General features: G+C 37.0%; 20 protein-coding genes. 14 read left to right on the top strand and 6 right to left on the bottom strand.

The window, feature by feature from the left end; all coding sequences use genetic code 11:
- Positions 1 to 3 precede the first annotated feature (3 nt).
- The gene (locus P2Q73_RS13230; RefSeq protein WP_275787980.1) at positions 4 to 738 is read right to left on the bottom strand and encodes a metal ABC transporter ATP-binding protein; all 735 of its coding nucleotides are present in this window, start codon (positions 736 to 738) and stop codon (positions 4 to 6) included.
- A gap of 11 nt (positions 739 to 749) precedes the next feature.
- Entirely contained in the window at positions 750 to 1,673 is a 924-nt protein-coding gene (locus P2Q73_RS13225) for a metal ABC transporter solute-binding protein, Zn/Mn family (protein ID WP_275787977.1), read from the bottom strand.
- A gap of 256 nt (positions 1,674 to 1,929) precedes the next feature.
- Between P2Q73_RS13225 and P2Q73_RS13220 the strand changes: the two genes are divergently transcribed.
- From P2Q73_RS13220 to P2Q73_RS13210, 3 genes are all read left to right on the top strand, one after another.
- Positions 1,930 to 2,106, top strand: a complete 177-nt coding sequence (locus P2Q73_RS13220) for a hypothetical protein (protein WP_172794371.1) — start codon at positions 1,930 to 1,932, stop codon at positions 2,104 to 2,106.
- 130 nt (positions 2,107 to 2,236) lie between these two features.
- Positions 2,237 to 3,040 (top strand): serine hydrolase, encoded by an 804-nt coding sequence (locus tag P2Q73_RS13215; protein ID WP_056831307.1) that lies wholly within the window; start codon positions 2,237 to 2,239, stop codon positions 3,038 to 3,040.
- A gap of 13 nt (positions 3,041 to 3,053) precedes the next feature.
- On the top strand, positions 3,054 to 3,980 hold the full coding sequence (locus P2Q73_RS13210; RefSeq protein ID WP_275787973.1) for a ketopantoate reductase family protein: 927 nt from the start codon (positions 3,054 to 3,056) through the stop codon (positions 3,978 to 3,980).
- Between the two features lie 112 nt (positions 3,981 to 4,092).
- Here P2Q73_RS13210 and P2Q73_RS13205 read toward each other — a convergent pair whose 3' ends face one another.
- Entirely contained in the window at positions 4,093 to 4,716 is a 624-nt protein-coding gene (locus tag P2Q73_RS13205; RefSeq protein WP_275787970.1) for a flavin reductase family protein, read from the bottom strand.
- Between the two features lie 99 nt (positions 4,717 to 4,815).
- Here P2Q73_RS13205 and P2Q73_RS13200 point away from each other — a divergent pair, with 99 nt between their 5' ends.
- Complete coding sequence (locus tag P2Q73_RS13200) at positions 4,816 to 5,502, top strand: ArsR/SmtB family transcription factor (RefSeq protein ID WP_275787967.1); 687 nt, start codon at positions 4,816 to 4,818, stop codon at positions 5,500 to 5,502.
- 79 nt (positions 5,503 to 5,581) lie between these two features.
- Here the strand turns inward: P2Q73_RS13200 and P2Q73_RS13195 are convergent, their stop codons facing one another.
- Both P2Q73_RS13195 and P2Q73_RS13190 read right to left on the bottom strand, forming a co-directional pair.
- Positions 5,582 to 6,334 (bottom strand): SDR family NAD(P)-dependent oxidoreductase, encoded by a 753-nt coding sequence (locus tag P2Q73_RS13195; RefSeq protein WP_056831299.1) that lies wholly within the window; start codon positions 6,332 to 6,334, stop codon positions 5,582 to 5,584.
- 109 nt (positions 6,335 to 6,443) lie between these two features.
- A complete protein-coding gene (locus P2Q73_RS13190) occupies positions 6,444 to 8,105 on the bottom strand; it encodes an FAD-binding dehydrogenase (RefSeq protein ID WP_275787964.1) in 1,662 nt (553 codons plus the stop codon).
- A 132-nt stretch (positions 8,106 to 8,237) separates the two neighbouring features.
- On the opposite strand from P2Q73_RS13190, the gene P2Q73_RS13185 reads away from it, so the two are divergent.
- The 3 genes from P2Q73_RS13185 (at position 8,238) to P2Q73_RS13175 (ending at position 11,602) form a co-directional block, all read left to right on the top strand.
- Complete coding sequence (locus tag P2Q73_RS13185) at positions 8,238 to 9,191, top strand: TRM11 family SAM-dependent methyltransferase (RefSeq protein WP_275787961.1); 954 nt, start codon at positions 8,238 to 8,240, stop codon at positions 9,189 to 9,191.
- A 24-nt stretch (positions 9,192 to 9,215) separates the two neighbouring features.
- A complete protein-coding gene (locus P2Q73_RS13180; RefSeq protein WP_275787959.1) occupies positions 9,216 to 9,860 on the top strand; it encodes a LytTR family DNA-binding domain-containing protein in 645 nt (214 codons plus the stop codon).
- A 227-nt stretch (positions 9,861 to 10,087) separates the two neighbouring features.
- The gene (locus tag P2Q73_RS13175) at positions 10,088 to 11,602 is read left to right on the top strand and encodes an acetyl-CoA hydrolase/transferase family protein (protein WP_275787956.1); all 1,515 of its coding nucleotides are present in this window, start codon (positions 10,088 to 10,090) and stop codon (positions 11,600 to 11,602) included.
- A 574-nt stretch (positions 11,603 to 12,176) separates the two neighbouring features.
- Here the strand turns inward: P2Q73_RS13175 and P2Q73_RS13170 are convergent.
- Positions 12,177 to 12,995, bottom strand: a complete 819-nt coding sequence (locus P2Q73_RS13170) for a YitT family protein (RefSeq protein WP_231687585.1) — start codon at positions 12,993 to 12,995, stop codon at positions 12,177 to 12,179.
- Between the two features lie 239 nt (positions 12,996 to 13,234).
- On the opposite strand from P2Q73_RS13170, the gene P2Q73_RS13165 reads away from it, so the two are divergent.
- From P2Q73_RS13165 to P2Q73_RS13135, 7 genes are all read left to right on the top strand, one after another.
- Positions 13,235 to 13,663: an Rrf2 family transcriptional regulator gene (locus P2Q73_RS13165; protein ID WP_053591241.1), complete on the top strand. Its 429-nt coding sequence runs from the start codon at positions 13,235 to 13,237 to the stop codon at positions 13,661 to 13,663.
- Between the two features lie 72 nt (positions 13,664 to 13,735).
- Complete coding sequence (locus tag P2Q73_RS13160) at positions 13,736 to 14,377, top strand: NAD(P)-dependent oxidoreductase (protein ID WP_275787953.1); 642 nt, start codon at positions 13,736 to 13,738, stop codon at positions 14,375 to 14,377.
- Between the two features lie 4 nt (positions 14,378 to 14,381).
- Positions 14,382 to 15,419 carry an LLM class flavin-dependent oxidoreductase gene (locus tag P2Q73_RS13155; protein WP_275787950.1) on the top strand — a complete coding sequence of 346 codons (1,038 nt, stop codon included), beginning with the start codon at positions 14,382 to 14,384 and terminating at the stop codon, positions 15,417 to 15,419.
- Positions 15,420 to 15,619: 200 nt separating this feature from the next.
- Positions 15,620 to 17,140 carry an aldehyde dehydrogenase gene (gene adh / locus P2Q73_RS13150; RefSeq protein WP_056831285.1) on the top strand — a complete coding sequence of 507 codons (1,521 nt, stop codon included), beginning with the start codon at positions 15,620 to 15,622 and terminating at the stop codon, positions 17,138 to 17,140.
- A 19-nt stretch (positions 17,141 to 17,159) separates the two neighbouring features.
- Positions 17,160 to 17,516, top strand: a complete 357-nt coding sequence (locus P2Q73_RS13145; RefSeq protein WP_275787947.1) for a DUF779 domain-containing protein — start codon at positions 17,160 to 17,162, stop codon at positions 17,514 to 17,516.
- Positions 17,517 to 17,621: 105 nt separating this feature from the next.
- Complete coding sequence (locus tag P2Q73_RS13140) at positions 17,622 to 18,353, top strand: NADPH-dependent oxidoreductase (protein WP_053591246.1); 732 nt, start codon at positions 17,622 to 17,624, stop codon at positions 18,351 to 18,353.
- Positions 18,350 to 19,024, top strand: coding sequence for a DNA alkylation repair protein (locus P2Q73_RS13135; protein ID WP_275787945.1), 675 nt, complete (start codon positions 18,350 to 18,352; stop codon positions 19,022 to 19,024). The genes P2Q73_RS13140 and P2Q73_RS13135 overlap by 4 nt, the downstream gene beginning before the upstream one ends.
- Positions 19,025 to 19,419 lie beyond the last annotated feature (395 nt).

Raw genomic sequence — 19,419 nt, 5'->3', positions numbered from 1 at the left:
TGTTTAATCACCTCTCTGATCCATAAAAAACAATTTTCCACCATAGGCATCCTGCAAATTCTCTTTTGTAAAAGTTTGTTCTGTTGGACCTGATGCAACAAGTGTTTGATTTAATAAAACAATCCAGTCAAAGTAGTCAGGAGCTGTTTGCAGGTCATGATGAACAACAAATACGGATTTCCCTTGAGATTTTAAATCTTTTAAAATAGCTATTATTGTTCGCTCTGTTGCAGCATCAACCCCTACAAATGGTTCATCCATAAAGTAAACATCCGCTTGTTGGGCTAGTGCACGAGCTAAAAATACACGTTGCTGCTGTCCTCCGGATAGTTGACCGATTGATCTATCAGCAAATGGATCCATCCCAACGTTTTTTAGGCAGTCGATCGCAATTCTCTTATCTTTTGAAGAGGGTTTTCTGATCATACCAATATGTCCGTAGCGCCCCATTAACACTACGTCTAATGCAGTGGTTGGAAAATCCCAGTCAACAGCATTTCTTTGTGGTACATATCCAACTATAAGTTCCTTCGGATTTAGGGCACGTTCTAAAATATGAACAGAACCTTTTTTATTTGGTAATTGGTTTAATATAGCCTTGATAAGTGTTGATTTTCCAGCACCATTTGGTCCAATAATGCCAGTTAGTCGACCAATTGGAATCTTTAAATTTACATCTTTTAATACAATTTTCTCTTCATAGGCTACCGATAAATTATTTACTTGTAATGCGTTCATTTTGCTCACTCCTATTTTAGGGAATCGACAATCGTATTGACATTATGTTTGTACATTCCAATATAAGTACCTTCTTCGGTTCCTTCAGCACCCATTGCATCAGAGAAAAGCTCGCCACCAATTTGTATGGAGTGACCTTTTTCCTTTGCCCCTTCAATAACTGCTTTCATTGCTTTGTCAGAAACACTTGATTCGATAAAAACGACTTTAATATTTTGATCAACAAGAAAATCTACAATGTTTTGAATATCCTTCAAGCCATATTCAGAATCAGTGCTCAAGCCCTGTAAACCTCTTACTTCCATTCCATGACTTCTTCCAAAGTAGTTAAATGCATCATGGGCAGTAACAAGCACTCGTTGTTCTTTAGGGATTTCACTAATACGTTGGTCAGACCATTTAGATAAATCGTTTAATTTTTGGAAGTATACTTCTTCATTTTTTAAAAATTCATCTTGGTTATCGGGTATTTCTGCGACAAGAGTTTTAGTAACCTCTTTAACTGCTTGTTGCCAAACTTCAATATCGAACCAAATATGTGGGTCAGAGAGTTCAGGATGTAGTTCGTTACGTAAAATTTGGTTCTTCGGAATAGCATCTCCAATTGCATGAACAGTTTTTTCTTCTTTCATTTTTTCAAAAATATCGCTCATTTTCCCTTCTAGTTCTAAACCGTTATAAAAAATGATGTCGGCTTCTTCTAAGGTTTGTAAGTCACCTTGTGTTGCCTTGTAAAGATGGGGGTCGACTCCAGGACCCATCAACGACTTTACTATGACGTGATCTCCTGCTATTTCCCTTACAGCATCTGCAATTTGTCCTGTAGTCGTAACGACCAAGGGCTTTTGCTCATTTCCTATGTTGTCATTGCTTTTGTTGCTGCATCCGGCAATAAATAAAACAGCAGAAAAAATTATTAATATCCACTTTTTCAAAATAACCACTCCTCTTTCCTTTACTCCATTTTATTTCCTTAAGGAAACTTTTAGAATAAAAAAATTTAATATTTTCATTCGAACTAATATTTTTCCTTAAGGAAACTTTTATTCAATAGGTTAACATTTGATTTTTATTTTGTCAAAGTACTTTATGTTAATTGAATAAAAAAGGTGCCATCTAAAATTTGTACTGAAATTTTTTTATAGTGCTATACTGAAGGGACAATTGAAGTAGGGTGAGGAGGTAACAACTATGCAGTATTCTAAATCAAAGATGGAGCAGTTGGTGAAACATAGTACGGAGCTTTCAAAACGTTTGAAAGAGGTCATGAAAGAGCATGACTTAGAAAAAAGTTTTGCTTTAAAAGCTTTGTATCATTCAGAGGTAAAAGATGGAGGGAAATATCAAAGGGATTATCAAGAGTTATGACGACAAAAGCGTGCCGAGTGTGTTAATTCGGCGCGTTTTTATTTTGATATATGAACTATTCAAAATATATCCTATTTTTAGACTACAATAGTCTATAATAAAAAGAGAAAATAGGATAAGGAGAGATAGAGTGAAAACACTTGTTAGTAGAATCCAAGATTTGATTGACCAGTCAAAAGGTACATGGGCTATTGTTTTAGAGGATTTGAGCTTAGGAGAAAAATGGGAACTAAATGGAGATGAGCTCTTTTACGCAGCAAGTGTTATAAAAGTTCCTATAATGGCCGCAGTTTTTAACGCTGTTGAACGTAGGGAATTTTCTCTTTCAGATCAAATTGTTCTAAAAGAAGAAGACTATGTAGGTGGTTCCGGAATTCTTCAACACTTTACGACGGGTACAGCACTTTCCATTCAAGATATAATGATGCTAATGATCATTCAAAGCGATAATACAGCAACGAATATACTGATAGACCTTGTTGGAATTGATAGTGTTGTGCAGTCGATGAATGAAGTAGGGATGGAGAAAAGTACTTTTTACAATAAATTAATGATGAACAATCCGAATCCAAAAGGTTTTAATCAAATTTCCGCTAATGATATAGCTAAGCTCTTAAAACAGATGGCTATAGGAGAATTAGTAAGTGCTAAAGCTAGTGAACAAATGATTAATATAATGAAAAAGCAACAAATAAAAGATTGTTTGCCAGAAAAGCTACCTTCTCCTTATTCCAATTTTAATAATGGAATGACTGCTTGGGAGTTAGCTCATAAAACAGGTTGGATCCCTGGTACTCGTCATGATGTTGGTATCTTTTTTGTCGGTGAAAGAAAACTAATAGCTACTGTTTTATCGGAGGAGGAAGATGATTTGGTGTCCAAGAGAATCCTCTCTGAAATTGGGGAGGCAATATACAATTATTTAAGTAACTGAAAGGAGTAAAGTTATGACTGTTATAAAAAATATAACAATTATAGGACTAGGAGCAATAGGTAGTGTTTATGGCAATCTATTGCAGCGAGTAAGTGATCTAAATGTTCGTGTATTGGTCGATTCTGACAGAAAATCTCGTTACGAATCAGAAGGAATTTTTGTAAATGGGGAAAGGCTGCCATTTGCTTATATTACCCCAAACGAAAAAACAGAGGAAGCCGATCTTATTATTGTATCTGTAAAGTATAGCCATTTACCGAGAGCTATTGAAGATATTCGCAATCAAGTAGGTAAAAACACAGTTATTATGTCCTTACTAAATGGCATAACAAGTGAAGAAGAAATTGCAGAGGTGTACGGAGAGGATAAGGTTGTATACGCAATTAGTAATGGTATAGATGCAACAAGAGAAGGAACGTCGATTTTCTGTTCTAATCCTGGGAAAATCTCTTTTGGTAAAAAACAGAATGAAACAATTTCAGAAAAGTTAATAGCCATAAGAGAATGCTTTGAACGTGCACAAATCCCAAACGATATACCAGCTAATATGGAGCAAGTTCTTTGGTACAAATTCATGATTAATGTGGGAATCAATCAAACTTCAGCAGTAACAGGAGCTACCTATGGAGTGTTTCAAAAGATACCTTATGCAAGAGAGCTGGCGAAAGCAGCAATGATGGAAGTTGTTCAGCTAGCTCAACTGCAAAACATCTCATTAAAAGAAGGGGATATCGATGTATTTTTCGATACAATTATTAGCTCCTTAAGTGAGGAAGGAAAGCCATCTATGTTGCAAGATATAGAAGCTAGAAGATTTACAGAAGTAGCGATGTTTTCAGAGAAGATGATGGAACTTGGGCATCGTTTTAACATAGAAACACCCGTCAACCAAATGCTGTATCAAATAATAAAAACATTAGAAAGTCGTTTTAATTATTGAGTAAGGTGCATTATGTTAGCTCTCTATAACTAGACAAAGTTATAGAGAAAACGAAAACCGATTTCCCTTTTAAGAGAAATCGGTTTTTACATGCACGATTATTGCAGTATTTTTATGTTTCAGATCGAAAGGTTTTCCCAAGTTCGTTTCCTAGTCCAAAATAGTGACGGAAATTATAAATAAGTGGACTCCACTTATTTGGATCGATATGATTCTCTCCAATAATAATCTCTTTATGGGCATGAATATGTATAGCTTGTGTCTCAACGATTGCAAAGTTAGGAGAATAATCAGGAATTCTAATGTTTCTAACACTTGCTTCTATTTGCAAAGGACATTCCATAATTCTGGATGGTTTTACCGATAAAGAATCAATAGGAGTTAACTCGCTAACGTTATATTTATCTTTAGCATATGTAAATCCATTCTCTTTTTTATTAATTGGAACAGGATTTTTACCTGTGAAAGGCGCTAATTTTTCGACGTTTTCCCATAATGTAGGATTAGGTACATTGATCACACATTCAGGGTGTCGCTCTAAATTTTCAATCGCTTTTCCGCCAAGACCGATTCCTAGAACAATACAATCTCCTAATACCCATGAGGATGAAATAGGACTTATATTTACCGATTCATCCTCATTCCACGTATTTAGTAAAATAACAGGTGTTCCATAGTATAAAATATTTGGTTTAATAATTTCGGTTTTTGGGGTTATCTGTATCGTTTTTTTCATCTGAAATTTTCCTCCTATTAAAAAGTTCTTTCTCACTTAGTGTAAAATATAAACATATCCATTATTATCGAAGTATGGATTACATAGGAGGAAATTAAATTGAATGCAGATCCTAATGTAGCAATAGTTGCAACTCTTGTAAGTGAAGCTTCGCGTGCAGCGATCTTAACAGCATTATTAGATGGTAGATTTCATCCTGCAAGTGAATTAGCCTATATGGCTGGAGTCAAACCACAAACTGCGAGTTTTCATTTAAAAAAAATGGTCGATGCAAACGTGGTCGCTGTTGAAAAGTATGGAAGACATCGATACTATGGAATTCAAAATCAGGAAGTTGCTCGGGTTATGGAATCCTTATTATCAATAGCTCCTCCAATTAAAGTAAAGTCCTTAAATCAAGATTTACAGAATAAAGCAATACGTTCTGCAAGGACTTGTTATGATCATCTGGCAGGGGCATTAGGTGTAAAGTTAACTCAGGCTTTAATTAGAGAAGGAATTCTTTGTGAGGAAGAGAAATGCTTCACTGTTACAGAAAAGGGAAAGGAGTTCTTTACAGCTTTTCAAATTGATCTGGAAGAAGTGAAGAATAAGCGTCGTTCATTTTCACATAAATGTTTAGATTGGAGTGAAAGACGTCACCATCTTGCTGGAGCATTAGGAAATGCTCTTTTAGAAAAACTGTTAGATTTAAATTGGATTCAACGTTTGCCTAAAACTCGAGCGATAAAAGTAACGCCTAAAGGTAAAAACGCACTAAAAGAAAGATTTTCAATTGATTTATAATCTTTTAGAAACAGCCGATCCCTTGTTAAAAAGGGATCGGCTGTTGCACTCTTTTTAAGAGTTTATATTGTATTAATAATTATTTCGCTGTTACACCACCATCAACAGGTAGTTCAACACCAGTGATGTATGAAGATGCATCAGACGCTAAGAACAGTACAGCTTCTGCAACTTCTACAGATTGGCCAACACGTGGAAGCGCGGTTTGTGACAAGAACCATTGACTCATTTTTTCGTCTTCCATATACGCTTTACTCATTGGAGTTACAATAAAGCCAGGGTGGACTGAGTTTACACGGATATTGTCTTTTCCATAGTCAACTGCACAGGCTTTTGTTAACATGCGAACTGCTCCTTTTGAAGAAGTGTAAGCACCGGCCCCTGAGCTACCTTTTAAACCAGCGATTGATGAGATATTCACGATAGACCCGCCTCCATTAGCTCGGAAATGAGGTAAACCTAATTTAGTGCCTAAAAATATGCTCTTTACGTTAATATTCATAATTTGATCCCATTGTTCTATTGTTAGCTCTTCCATAGTAGGACGTTGGCTAATTCCAGCGTTGTTTACTAGAACATCTAATTTACCAAATGTATTAATCGTTTCTTCGTAAACTTTATTCCAATCTTCCTCTGAAGTGACATTATGCGCTACAGCAATTGCTTCACCGCCAGCTTCCTTAATCTCTGCTACTACTTCTTGAACTGCTGCTTCGTTAATATCTGTTGCTACAACTTTGGCGCCTTCACTAGCGAATAATAATGCTTCTTCACGACCCATACCAGATCCAGCACCTGTAATAATTGCAACTTTTTCTTCTAATCTAGCCATTTGTATTGCCTCCTAAAATTATTTTAACGTTAAAATATCTTAATTACAGATTTATTATACAATCAAGTGATAGCGTTTACAAATGAAAAGAAAATCCAATTATTGGAAACTAATTACTATAAAGTTCTTTCGCTATTGCACGGCCAGTTTCTCTACCAGTAAAAATACACCCACCTAAAAAAGTACCTTCCAGTGACCGGTAGCCATGTACTCCTCCACCGCCAAAGCCAGTAACTTCACCTGCTGCATAAAGACCAGGGAGAGGGTTTCCTGAAGCAGTTAAAACTCGACCAGATAAATCTGTTTGAAGACCACCAAGCGTTTTGCGGGTAACTATATTCAAACGAACAGCAATTAAAGGCCCGTTTTTCGGATCAAGAATTTTGTGGGGTGGAGCTACGCGTATTAACTTATCTCCGATATAATTTCGGGCACCTCTAAGAGCTGTAATTTGAAGATCCTTCGTAAATCTATTTTCTATTTCTCGATCTCGTGCCTCAATTTGTCTTTGAATTATTTCTAAGTTTAATAGATTACTTTTTGTAATTTTATTCATACCATTCACAAGGTCTGCTAAATTATTTGCAATGACGAAATCTTCTCCCTTGTCCATAAATGCTTTTACTGGAGCAGTCGGGCCAGGGAGAACTCTTTTTAACACTTCTTTTATACTTTTTCCGGTTAAGTCTGGGTTCTGTTCGGATCCAGAAAGTGCAAATTCTTTTTCTATGATTTTTTCTGTTAAGATAAACCAAGAATAATCAAATCCTGTTTTTTGAATAGCTTCTAATGTTCCAAGTGTATCGAAGCCTGGGAAGTTTGGTGCTGGGAAACGTTGTCCCTTTGCATCTATCCAAATAGAAGATGGTCCTGGAAGAATTCGTATTCCATGGTCTTTCCAAATAGGATTCCAATTTTTGATGCCTTCCGTGTAATGCCACATTCTGTCTTTATTAACAAGGCGTCCACCTGCCTTTTGTGAAATACCAATCATTCGTCCATCTACATGCTCTGGTACACCTGAAATCATATTCTTAGGAGGGTTACCAAGTCGCGCCGGCCAGTTTTCACGAACTAATTCATGGTTAGCACCTATTCCACCACTTGTTACCATTACTGCGTGGGCAAAGTATTCAAAATCTCCTTTTATCTCACGTGAAGTTGCTTCCCCTCGGTTTGCATTGCTTGGAACAAGTACAAATCCACGTGTTCCAATAACTCGCCCGTTTTCTATGATTAGTTCATCTACTTGATGACGGGGTTTATATTCTACAAGTCCTTTTGTAATAGCTGATCGTATGCGAGTTTCAAAGGGTTTTACAATTCCTGGACCTGTTCCCCAAACAATATGGAATCTAGGGACTGAGTTACCATGTCCTTCGGCAAGATATCCGCCGCGTTCTGCCCAACCGACAACAGGAAAAAAACGAACTCCTTGTTTATGCAACCATTCTCTTTTTTCGCCTGCTGCAAAGCGAACATAAGCTTCTGCCCATTTCTTTGCCCAAAAGTCTTCATCGTCATCTCTATCAAACCCAGCGGTTCCGAGCCAATCTTGCCAAGCCAATTCAACTGAATCTTTTATACCAAGTCTTTTTTGCTCTGGTGAGTTCACTAAAAATAACCCACCGAAAGACCACCAAGCCTGTCCTCCAATTGAGTTTTCTGGTTCTTGATCCAGAAGTAAAACCTTTTTTCCGGCATCGGCAAGTTCTGCCGTTGCAACTAAGCCAGCTAATCCTGCTCCTATTACTATCACATCAAATTTCATTTCCCATCCCCCGATTTTCAATAAAATTCTGAAACTTACTGTCATTATATTTCTTTTACAATTGAATAGATATTCAGTTTTAGCATATAAGATTATGCGTGTTATAATAGGAATAACATTGGAGGGAATAAATTGACGAACATTGGCCGACAACCGGCATTCATTTATACATATGCATACAATGATGCAGAACGCTCTCTATGTCATTTGGAGATGCGCTCTTTTTTTGGTAAAGATACTGAGTTAAAAATATTGAAAAGTGATATAAAAATTGATCCGAATAGAAGTCCTTTTATGAAGGGAAGATTAGATATACTAGCAGATGGTGATGTAGTAGAAGAAATCATTGCTCAAGCTTCTGCATTTGGTTCGGAAGAAGAAACAAACAAAGTAATATTTTTAAAAATTAACGATCGCCAAGGGCAAGATAAAATTGAAAATAAAGAACGTCTTCAAATCGAACGGGTTATAGGTAGTGAGATGCAAGGTGACTTTGATCTTCATAATCCCGATCAGTTGTATGCAATCGTCCCATTCGGTGGACGCTGGTATTTTGGATTATATCTCAAAAGTGAACCTATCTGGTTTCATCATATGAAAAAACCAAAAGAATATTCTACAGCTTTAAGCACTCGTGTTGCTCGAGCTGTTGCAAATATTGCAGTTCCTCACCCAGAAGGTATTCGAGCAATTGATCCTTGTTGTGGAATTGGAACGGTTCTTGTAGAAGCACTATCTATGGGTATCGATATTGTTGGAAGAGATATAAACCCTCTCGTTTGTGTTGGTTCCAGGGAAAATATCGCATACTTTGGTTTAACCGGAGATGTGCAAAAAGGGGCAATAGAAGATATTACGGAAACCTATGATGTGGCTATTATTGATTTGCCCTATAATTTATATACCCATGCATCATGGGACGAGCAGTTTGAGATTTTAAAGCATGCAAGAAGAATTGCAAAAAAGGTAGTCATCGTCACAATCGAGTCCATGGACGAACGATTAAAAACGGTGGGCTTTCAAATAACAGACCGTTGTATAACAAAGAAACAGCAGTTTTCTCGTGAAATAGTTGTCTGTCAGTAAAGTAATGAGGAAGGAGGGGGTAGGATGAAAGATCTATCCATTAAGGCGCTTTTAGATGTAATTGGGGAGTTATTTTCTGATGAAATTTCTATAGCAGTTTCTAATACGGAGAAATATATATATTATCGACCAAGCAAAAGAATCGATCTAAAAATTTCCCCAGGAGACCCTGTCAAGGAGGGTACAATTGCATATAAAGCTATACATACTAAGCAAAAAGCTTCCGAATTTATTGATCGCGAAGTTTTTGGTGTACCCTATCATGGAATGGCGGTTCCTTTTGAGTTTAAAGGGCAATTGGAAGGCTGTGTTTTAGCGATATACCCTTCATTCACAGAAGGAAAATCTGTAATTACGATAAAAACGCCAGATGGTTGGATTCCTATACCTTTTTCAGATTTATTGTATCTAGAGGCGAGAGATCGTAAAACGTACATTGTAACGAAAAATTTATCTGGAACGCATACTAGTTCTCTGCAAGACTTTGAATATAGGCTACCGAGAGAAATGTTCATTCGGTGTCATCGATCTTTTATTGTAAATGTACATCATATAAAAGAAATTTATCCAGATACACATTCTACTTTTGTGCTAGCGATGGATAATGAAGAAAAAATTTCTGTGAGTCAATCCTACTCGAGCTACTTTCGAAAGTTATTAGGATTCTAAATTAAAACGTTTGAATAAGGGGATGTTGTCCTATTATTCAAGCGTTTTTTTGCTTGAAATAAATTAAAAAGAAGAAAAAATAAAATGAAAATTTAAATTGTTCTGTTTCGGTATAGTTATTTTCTGTTTCATTCATCTAATAATAAAATTTAACAAGTTTTTTCGAAATTGTGACAAATACACGATAAGATTTATTTAAGTGTATTTTTTCGAAGGAGATGAAATTTGTGGTAAATAATCTTGAGCGAATTAAAGATAGTAGTTTACATAGTCTTGTAGTTGGAGCAGATGAAGCTGCATTATGGATTCAAGATGGGATGACATTGGGGTTAAGCGGATTTACACGTGCAGGTGATGCGAAAGCGGTTCCATTTGCTTTAGTAGAACGAGGAAAAAACGAAAAATTTAAAGTAAATATTTTTACGGGAGCATCGTTAGGCTCTGATTTAGATAAATTACTGTCCGAAGCTGGTATTATAAATAAGCGTTTACCGTTCCAAGCAGATGCGACGATGAGAAAAAATATTAATAATGCGAATCATTTATTTGTTGATCAGCATTTATCTCATACTGCAGAAATGATACGTTCAAGCGTATTGCCTTCAATTGATTTTGCTATTGTGGAAGCGGTTTCAATCACTGCCGACGGTATGATTATCCCGACTACCTCTGTAGGTAACTCCTTAACATTTGTGTCACAAGCAAAAAATATTATTGTGGAAATAAACATGGAGCATTCCGAATTGTTAGAAGGACTACATGATTTATATGAACCAGCAGAGCAAGGAAAAAGAGAGCCAATTCCTCTTAAAAAAGCAGAGGACCGAATTGGGACAATTGGAATTCCTTTTGATTCTTCAAAAATTAAAGGAATTGTGTTCACAAACCATAAAGATTCACCCTCTACTATTGTGCCACCAGATCAAGAAACACAAGAAATGGCTAATCATTTAATGGAATTTTTGCGTGAAGAGGTTAAGGTAGGTAGACTTACAAAAAAACTGGCACCAATTCAAGCTGGAATAGGCTCTGTTGCAAATGCCGTTTTACATGGAATGATTGACTCTGAGTTTGAGGATCTGCAAGTTTATTCGGAAGTACTACAAGACTCCGTTTTTGAGTTAATGGATGCTGGAAAAGTCAATTTCGCGTCCGCTTGCTCGATCACACTGTCAGCAGAAAAAATGGAGCAAGTTTATGGAAATCTAGAAAAGTATCGAAACCAACTTGTGTTGAGACCACAGGAAATTACTAACCATCCGGAAATCATTCGTCGACTCGGTTTAATAGCTATTAACACGGCGCTTGAATTTGATATTTACGGAAACGTAAACTCTACGCATGTTTCTGGAACAAAAATGATGAATGGTATTGGTGGTTCTGGAGATTTTGCTCGTAATGCACGTATAGCCATTTTTGTTACGAAATCTACTGCAAAAGGTGGCAATATTTCTAGTGTTGTTCCTTTCGCATCCCATGTCGATCATACAGAGCATGATGTGGATGTAGTAGTGACGGAGCAGGGCTACGCGGATCTTCGAGGACTAGCACCTAGAGAACGTGCAAAGTTAATAATTGAAAATTGTGTACATCCAATGTATAAAGAACAATTAAGAAATTATTATGAGGAAGCACTAACAAGAGGCGGACAAACTCCTCATGTATTGGAAAAAGCATTTTCATTCCATACGAACCTAGCGGAAAATGGAACGATGCTAGAAAAAGTAAATTCTATTGTATAAGTTAAAAACCGATTCCAAGATAATGGAATCGGTTTTATTTTTATAGTAGTCTATAAAATGTGTTTCAGCAACTTGGAGAGGGTAATGCGGATGTGCGCTTGCCCATGAGCCTCCGCAGGATGAGTCGTTCCTATGTCGCTCATAGGCGCTTGTGCTTTTCTTATGCTGTCTAGCTCCAGCACCTAACCCCTCGAGGTCAAATAACCTTCCCTTAACGAAGTCAAAGAGCGACTTCATTGAGGGAAGAACATTTGCTTGGAGGCCCACACGAAGTGGGTCATACAGTCGTTGCGAAATGTTCTTTTATTTTGCGACGAGCTTTGCGCAGGAGCACCACGATGTCGCGAACTTAGACTGTATTCCTCTTCATAGGCGCTTGTGCTTTTCTTATGCTGTCTAGCTCCAGCACCTAGCCCCTCGAGGTCAAATAACCTTCCCTTAACGAAGTCAAAGAGCGACTTCATTGAGGGAAGAACATTTGCTTGGAGGCCCACACGAAGTGGGTCATACAGTCGTTGCGACACGATGTCGCGAACTTAGACTGTATTCCTCTTCATAGGTGCTTGTGCTTTTATTAGTGAATATCTTTTTTCTTAAATCTTCCACCGCGAACTTCAGCAACATTGCCTAATGCAAGAAAAGCATGTTCATCAAATTCTTCTACAATAGATTTTAGCTTGGCTTCTTCCAGTCGCGTAACAACAGTGAAAATTACCTTTTTATTGTCTCCTGTATATGCGCCTTCTCCATGTAAATAGGTTACACCACGCCCTAAGCGATCCATTATTGCGTCTCCGATATCCTCTATATGGTCACTGATGATATAGACAGATTTAGACTCATCTAATCCTTCAATCACAATATCAATCGTTTTAAATGCGATAAAGTAAGCTAAAAATGAGTACATTGCCTGTTCCCATGTAAAAATAAAACCAGCGATCGCGAAAATGACTAAGTTAATAATCATGATGATTTCACCAACAGAAAATGGGGTCGCCTTATTAAATAAAATTGCTAGTATTTCCGAGCCATCTAAAGAACCTCCATTACGAATGACAAGACCAACACCCATGCCTAAAACAATTCCACCAAACACAGTAGAAAGTAATAAATCAGAAGTAATAGCATCAATATTATGTAAATAAGAAGTACAAATGGATAAGACCGTAATACCAAACAAGGTTGACAATGCGAAGGTTTTTCCAATTTGTTTATAACCTAGGAAAAAGAAAGGGATGTTCAAAATAAATATAAAGATACCTAAACGAACACCTGTAAGATGAGATAAGATGATGGATACTCCTACTACGCCTCCGTCTAAAATCTGGTTAGGGACTAAGAATAGTTCCAAACCAATGGACATTAATATTGCTCCTAAAGCAATCGTCAACATCCGTGCAAACAAAACCTTTTTAGGGGTACTTTTATGTGGGAATTTGCCAGGCTTGACGGCGGTATTCGCACTTTTAGCTATGTCACTCAATTTCAATCTCCTCTTTTCTGAAAATAGCATATATATTTTATTTTATAGAATATTTATACATAGTGAAAGAGGAAAACGGTATAATAATTATATTTCTTGACAATACAAAGTGATGTAATTATGATGGTTACATCGGAAGGTGAAAAGACATGAAAATAAGCAGTCGATTTACAGTGGCCGTTCATATACTATCTCTCATAAATTATGATCGTAATGTTATTTGTACTTCAGAGTGGATTGCAGAAAGTGTAAATACAAATCCAGTAGTAATTCGAAGAGTTATGGGTAAGCTAAAAAATGCAGGACTCATAGATATTCGCCGTGGGCTAGGTGGAGCAACCCTTCAAAAACCGTTACAGGAAATAACGTTATTAGATGTGTATCGAGCGGTAGACGTGGTAGATGAGGGAGAATTATTTCAAATGCATGAAAACCCGAATCCGAATTGTCCCGTGGGAGCAAATATTCAAGGTGTACTCGAATTAATTCTTTTTCGTGCACAAGATGCTATGGAAGCTGTGTTAAAAGAAGTCACAATGGAAGAGCTTGTAAATGTGTTAAATCAAAAAATTGGATAATCATTCAATTTTTTTGATATAGTTGTAACTTTTATGGTTACAACAAAAATAATATCTTCGGAGGGAATATAAATGAAAATAGGCGTAATTGGAGCAACAGGAAAAGCAGGAAATTTAATTTATAAAGAAGCAGCTGACAGAGGGCATGAAGTAACTGCAATTGTAAGAAATGCTTCTAAAGTAGAAGATAAAAATACAAACGTATTAGAAAAAGATGTTTTTGAATTAACAGGAGAAGACATGAATCAATTTGATGTAGTAGTCAATGCAATTAGTGCTCCTCCGGGTCAAGAACATGTACATGTAGAGGCCGGAAAATCATTAATAAGTGCATTAAAAAATGCACCCGAAACAAAACTAGTAGTTGTTGGTGGAGCTGGAAGCTTGTTTGTAGATGAAGCTAAATCATTCAAATTGATGGATACACCTGAGTTCCCTAAAGAATATCTTCCAACGGCATCAAACCAAGGAAAAAACTTAGAAGACCTAAAAGCATCAGAAGGTATTCAATGGACATTTGTTAGCCCTGCTGCATTCTTTAATCCAGAAGGAAAAAGAACAGGTGCTTACCAAAAAGGGAAAGACAATTTCATTGTAAATGCAAAAGGGGAAAGTTATGTTAGCTATGCAGACTATGCTGTAGCCGTAGTAGATGAAATAGAAAATCCTCAACATGTAAACGAACGTTTTACAGTTGTATCAGAAGCAGAGTAAAACGATGGAGATTGGTATTTATACCTTTGGTGATCTTGGTCCAAATCCGCTCACTGGAGAAACTACAAGCACATCACAACGACTAAAAGAAATATTAGAACTTGGAAAAATGGCTGATGAGGCAGGGCTTGATATATTTGGGGTAGGAGAACATCATCGACTAGATTATGCAATATCCTCTCCAGCTGTTATTCTTTCAGCGATTGCCCAAGCAACACAAAATATTAAGTTAACAAGTGCAACTTCTGTGCTAAGTACATTGGATCCTGTTCGTTTATTTGAAGACTTTGCAACTTTAGATCAAATCTCAAATGGGAGAGCGGAGATTATAGCCGGAAGAGGAGCATTCGTAGAGTCTTTTCCGCTTTTTGGATATGATTTGAATGACTATGATGCTTTATTTGAGGAAAACATTAAATTACTTCAGCAATTAACTAGAGAAGAAATAGTAACCTGGCAAGGGAAATTCCGTCCAAATCTAACAAATGCCATGATTTCTCCTAGGCCAATACAAGAGGAACTTCCAATTTGGATAGGAGTAGGCGGGACCCCAGAAAGTGCAGTTAGAGCAGGGAGACTTGGGACAGGTATGGCTCTTGCTATACTCGGGGGAAATCCTCGCAACTTTAAACCACTTGTAGACTTGTATCTACAAGCAGGATTAGATGCGGGTCATGCGCGTGAAAGTTTAGCTGTTGGAGTAACAGGCCATACGTATATTGCTAAAGAAACACAACAGGCCAAGGAGGAATTTTATCCATATTACTCTAATTATTGGTCTTATGTAAATAAGCAGAGAGGTATAGGAACGAGAATGTCTCGAGCTGACTTTGAGCAAATGGCGAGTCCTGAAACTGCATTGTTTGTAGGAAGTTCACAACAAGTGATTGAAAAAATTCTTATCCAACATGAACTATTTGGACATAAACGTTTCATTGCCCAGATGGATATTGGGGGTCAATCATTTAGTACGATAGCAAAAGGTTTGGAACTTCTCGCAACAGAAGTGGCACCAATAGTAAGAAGAGAGACTAATAAATAGATGTCAAATAGACTTGAGGGCTTATTTAAACCTCAAGTCTATTTTATTGTAAATAGTTAAAATAATTGAAATATTTAATATTATCTGTCAAAATAAATATGAAGCTATTAGTTATTAAATAGTTTTGAAAACGCATACAAAAAATATTTATGCATAATATGTGTAGTGCGAGGACAATCAAGAAGGGGAGGAATTACAGAATGGTTTATGCATTTCCGAATACAGAAGGCTCGAAGGTTTCATTTAAGGACAAGTATGAAAACTATATTAATGGCGAGTGGACACCCCCGGTAAAAGGTCAATATTTTGAAAATGTTACACCAATAACAGGTAAAGTATTTACACAAGTTGCTCGTTCAACCTCAGAAGATATTGAGTTTGCCTTGGATGCAGCTCATGCAGCAAAAGATGCATGGGGAAAAACGTCCGTTGCTGAACGATCTAATATTTTAAATAAAATTGCAAATCGTATAGAAGAAAATTTAGAAATGCTTGCAGTTGCAGAAACATGGGATAACGGAAAAGCTGTTCGTGAGACACTGAACGCAGATTTACCACTAGCTATAGATCATTTTCGTTATTTTGCAGGAGCAATCCGTGCTCAAGAAGGTGGGTTAAGCCAAATTGACAACGATACGGTAGCTTATCACTTCCATGAACCTCTAGGTGTGGTAGGACAAATTATCCCTTGGAACTTTCCGCTATTGATGGCTGTTTGGAAGCTTGCACCAGCACTTGCGGCAGGCAACTGTGTGGTCTTAAAACCTGCTGAACAAACACCTGCATCTATTTTAGTACTTATCGAACTAATTGGAGATTTATTACCACCTGGTGTTGTAAATATTGTGAATGGATTTGGTTTAGAAGCTGGAAAACCTCTGGCATCTAGTCCGCGTATAAGTAAAATAGCGTTTACTGGAGAAACAACAACTGGACGTTTAATTATGCAATATGCTTCTCAAAATTTAATCCCTGTAACTTTAGAGCTTGGGGGAAAATCACCAAACATATTCTTCGAAGACATCATGGATCAGGACGATGCGTTTTTAGATAAAGCGGTAGAAGGATTCGTTCTATTTGCTTTAAACCAAGGGGAAGTATGTACATGTCCTTCTCGAGCACTTATCCAAGAATCTATTTATGATAAATTTATGGAAAGGGTACTTGCACGTGTGGAAGCAATTAAAACAGGGAATCCACTAGATCCATCCGTCATGATGGGAGCGCAAGCTTCAACAGAGCAGATGGAAAAAATCTTGTCCTATCTTGATATTGGAAAGCAAGAAGGAGCAGAATGTTTAATTGGTGGAGAACGTAATACGCTAGATGGAGAACTAGCAGAAGGATATTATATTAAACCAACTGTATTTAAAGGTACGAACAATATGCGCATATTCCAAGAGGAAATCTTTGGGCCTGTTGTATCCGTAACAACATTTAAAACAAAAGAGGAAGCTTTGGAAATCGCAAATGATACATTATATGGATTAGGTTCTGGTATTTGGACACGTGATATGAACACGGCTTACCGATTCGGACGTGGAATTCAAGCAGGACGTGTTTGGACAAACTGCTATCACCAATATCCAGCGCATGCTGCATTTGGTGGATATAAAATGTCAGGTATTGGTCGTGAAAATCATTTGACGATGCTAAGTCATTACCAACAAACAAAGAATCTACTTGTAAGCTACAATGAAAACAAATTAGGATTCTTTTGATAAGAAAGGGTGAGTGTAGATGGTTGAACGCGTAATCGCTACAGACGCTGCACTAGAACTCATTAATTTATTGAAAGCCAAACATGGTCCTTTAATGTTCCACCAATCGGGAGGATGCTGTGATGGTTCTTCACCGATGTGTTATCCAAACGGGGATCTTATAGTAGGAGACCAAGATGTATTACTAGGACATATTGGAGATACGCCATTCTATATGCATAAAAACCAATTCGATTACTGGAAGCATACACAATTAATCATTGATGTAGTGGATGGCCGAGGCGGAATGTTTTCATTAGAGGGAGTAGAAGGTAAGCGCTTTTTAACAAGATCTAGAGCATTCACCATAGAAGAAAATAAACAGTTACAGAATTGAATATAAACGAATTGGAAAGACTTTGATAGTCTTTCCAATTCGTTTTTTTTATGTTAGATTCAGCTATACTATACATAAAGGTTTAAGTGAAAGGGGTTTATTCTAATGGTAGAAAAACTGTTACGCAGTCATGCATCAGTAAGAAAATATAAAGACTATACACTTTCGAAAGAAGAGGTTTATGAGCTTATCGAAACTGCTCAGCATGCAGCTAGTTCTCATTTTGTTCAAGCGTATAGTGTTATATGGATAACAGATGAAGTTAAGAAAGAAGAATTGGGTAGATTATCTCGCAATCCACAGCAATTTGAAACTGCAGGAGCGGCGTTTTTATTGTGTGCTGATTTTAATAGACTTCAAGCAGCGGGTAAATTACATAATACGGAGATTGTAGTAGATACAACAGAAAATGTACTTGTCGGAACAGTGGATGTAGCATTATTTGCACAAAACCTTGTCATTGCAGCAGAGTCAAAAGGATATGGGATCTGTTATATTGGTGGAGTACGAAACGAACCGACAAAAATCAGTCAATTATTTGACTTACCGGAAGGGGTATTCCCACTATTTGCAATTACTCTAGGATTACCAGATCAGCAAAATGAGGTCAAACCTCGTCTTCCGGTTGAAGCTATACTCCATGAGAATGTGTATGATAGTGCAAAATATGAAATACTGCTAAAGGAATACGATCAAACGATGGAGGAATATTATGCTAGTAGGGGATCCAATCAAAAGATAGCGAATTGGACAAATTCTATGGCAGAATTTCTTGAAAAGCCTAGACGCTCCCATATGGCAGAATTTCTAGCTACTAAAGGATTTCATTTTAAATGAAAAATAAATGGACAACAGAGCTAGTGAAGAGTTATATGGAGCCTCATCGCAATGAAGAAAATGCTTTACCGATGGCGAAATATATGAAAAATCATTTTCCTTTTTTGGGTATAAAAACACCGGAACGTCGAGTGATTTTCCGCAGCCTACTAAATGAATTAGAGCTTCCACCAGAAGAATCATTACAGGACGAAGTATGGTCACTTTATCAGCAAGATGAGCGTGAATATCACTATGTGGCTATTGAGTTATTAAGCAATTTTCAAAAGAAGCTAACTACAAAAGATTTATCTTTTTGTCAAAAACTAATCGAAAATAAATCATGGTGGGATAGTGTGGATTCCATTGGCCCTAACATTGTTGGAAGGATTGTAAAATCCAATAGGAGTGAGGGTGAGACCGTGATGATGGAGTGGGCTAAGTCTCCCAATATATGGACAAACCGAGCTTCTATTTTGCATCAGTTAAAATATAAAAAAGAAACGAACGAAGCACTCTTGTTTGCAACGATTGAGCGGCATAGTAATTCTAAAGAATTTTTTATTCAAAAAGCAATAGGTTGGGTCTTAAGAGAGTATGCAAAAACAAATCCAGAAATTGTACAGGAATTTGTTGGAAATACCCATCTTGCTCCGTTAAGTAAACGGGAAGCGTTGAAGCACCTTCAATAACTAGTGAGATCGTGATTAGCACTATAACTATAGTAAAGGTAAGAACAGGATTATGAAAAAATTGGAGAGAAGTAACTTAGTTACTTCTCTCCAATCAGTCTGTAGACAAATTCGAATTTATTTATATATAGTCGATTTTTATTTTGGACCCGTTAATTTCGGTTCCAGGCGGACGCTTTCCGCCTGCATGGCTTCAGCAGCTTCCCTCACTACGCTCAGTCCAGGGTCTTTTCGCTCATGCACCTGCCGCTTCGCTTTCGGTGCAGAAAACATTTGCTATTCCGGCTGAAGTCGCCGCCTTCCACTCCAATCAACTATTATCCGCTTTTCAATCAGAAAACCATCATGCCATTAATAGAGCAAGTTTTTATCACTTAAATTTTTTAAATTAGTAT

Source organism: Bacillus sp. Cr_A10, assembly GCF_029222665.1.
Lineage (GTDB): Bacteria > Bacillota > Bacilli > Bacillales_A > Planococcaceae > Psychrobacillus.
This window is presented reverse-complemented; position numbering and strand designations above follow the sequence as displayed.

Bases quoted from the DNA above. Each gene is read 5' to 3' on its own strand.
- P2Q73_RS13170 (WP_231687585.1), bottom strand. From the start codon at position 12,995: ATGTTGACGATTGCTTTAGGAGCAATATTAATGTCCATTGGTTTGGAA.
- P2Q73_RS13155 (WP_275787950.1), top strand. From the start codon at position 14,382: ATGGAGATTGGTATTTATACCTTTGGTGATCTTGGTCCAAATCCGCTC.
- P2Q73_RS13210 (WP_275787973.1), top strand. From the start codon at position 3,054: ATGACTGTTATAAAAAATATAACAATTATAGGACTAGGAGCAATAGGT.
- P2Q73_RS13190 (WP_275787964.1), bottom strand. From the start codon at position 8,105: ATGAAATTTGATGTGATAGTAATAGGAGCAGGATTAGCTGGCTTAGTT.
- adh (WP_056831285.1), top strand. From the start codon at position 15,620: ATGGTTTATGCATTTCCGAATACAGAAGGCTCGAAGGTTTCATTTAAG.
- P2Q73_RS13135 (WP_275787945.1), top strand. From the start codon at position 18,350: ATGAAAAATAAATGGACAACAGAGCTAGTGAAGAGTTATATGGAGCCT.
- P2Q73_RS13160 (WP_275787953.1), top strand. From the start codon at position 13,736: ATGAAAATAGGCGTAATTGGAGCAACAGGAAAAGCAGGAAATTTAATT.
- P2Q73_RS13180 (WP_275787959.1), top strand. From the start codon at position 9,216: ATGAAAGATCTATCCATTAAGGCGCTTTTAGATGTAATTGGGGAGTTA.
- P2Q73_RS13140 (WP_053591246.1), top strand. From the start codon at position 17,622: ATGGTAGAAAAACTGTTACGCAGTCATGCATCAGTAAGAAAATATAAA.
- P2Q73_RS13165 (WP_053591241.1), top strand. From the start codon at position 13,235: ATGAAAATAAGCAGTCGATTTACAGTGGCCGTTCATATACTATCTCTC.
- P2Q73_RS13220 (WP_172794371.1), top strand. From the start codon at position 1,930: ATGCAGTATTCTAAATCAAAGATGGAGCAGTTGGTGAAACATAGTACG.
- P2Q73_RS13205 (WP_275787970.1), bottom strand. From the start codon at position 4,716: ATGAAAAAAACGATACAGATAACCCCAAAAACCGAAATTATTAAACCA.
- P2Q73_RS13195 (WP_056831299.1), bottom strand. From the start codon at position 6,334: ATGGCTAGATTAGAAGAAAAAGTTGCAATTATTACAGGTGCTGGATCT.
- P2Q73_RS13145 (WP_275787947.1), top strand. From the start codon at position 17,160: ATGGTTGAACGCGTAATCGCTACAGACGCTGCACTAGAACTCATTAAT.
- P2Q73_RS13230 (WP_275787980.1), bottom strand. From the start codon at position 738: ATGAACGCATTACAAGTAAATAATTTATCGGTAGCCTATGAAGAGAAA.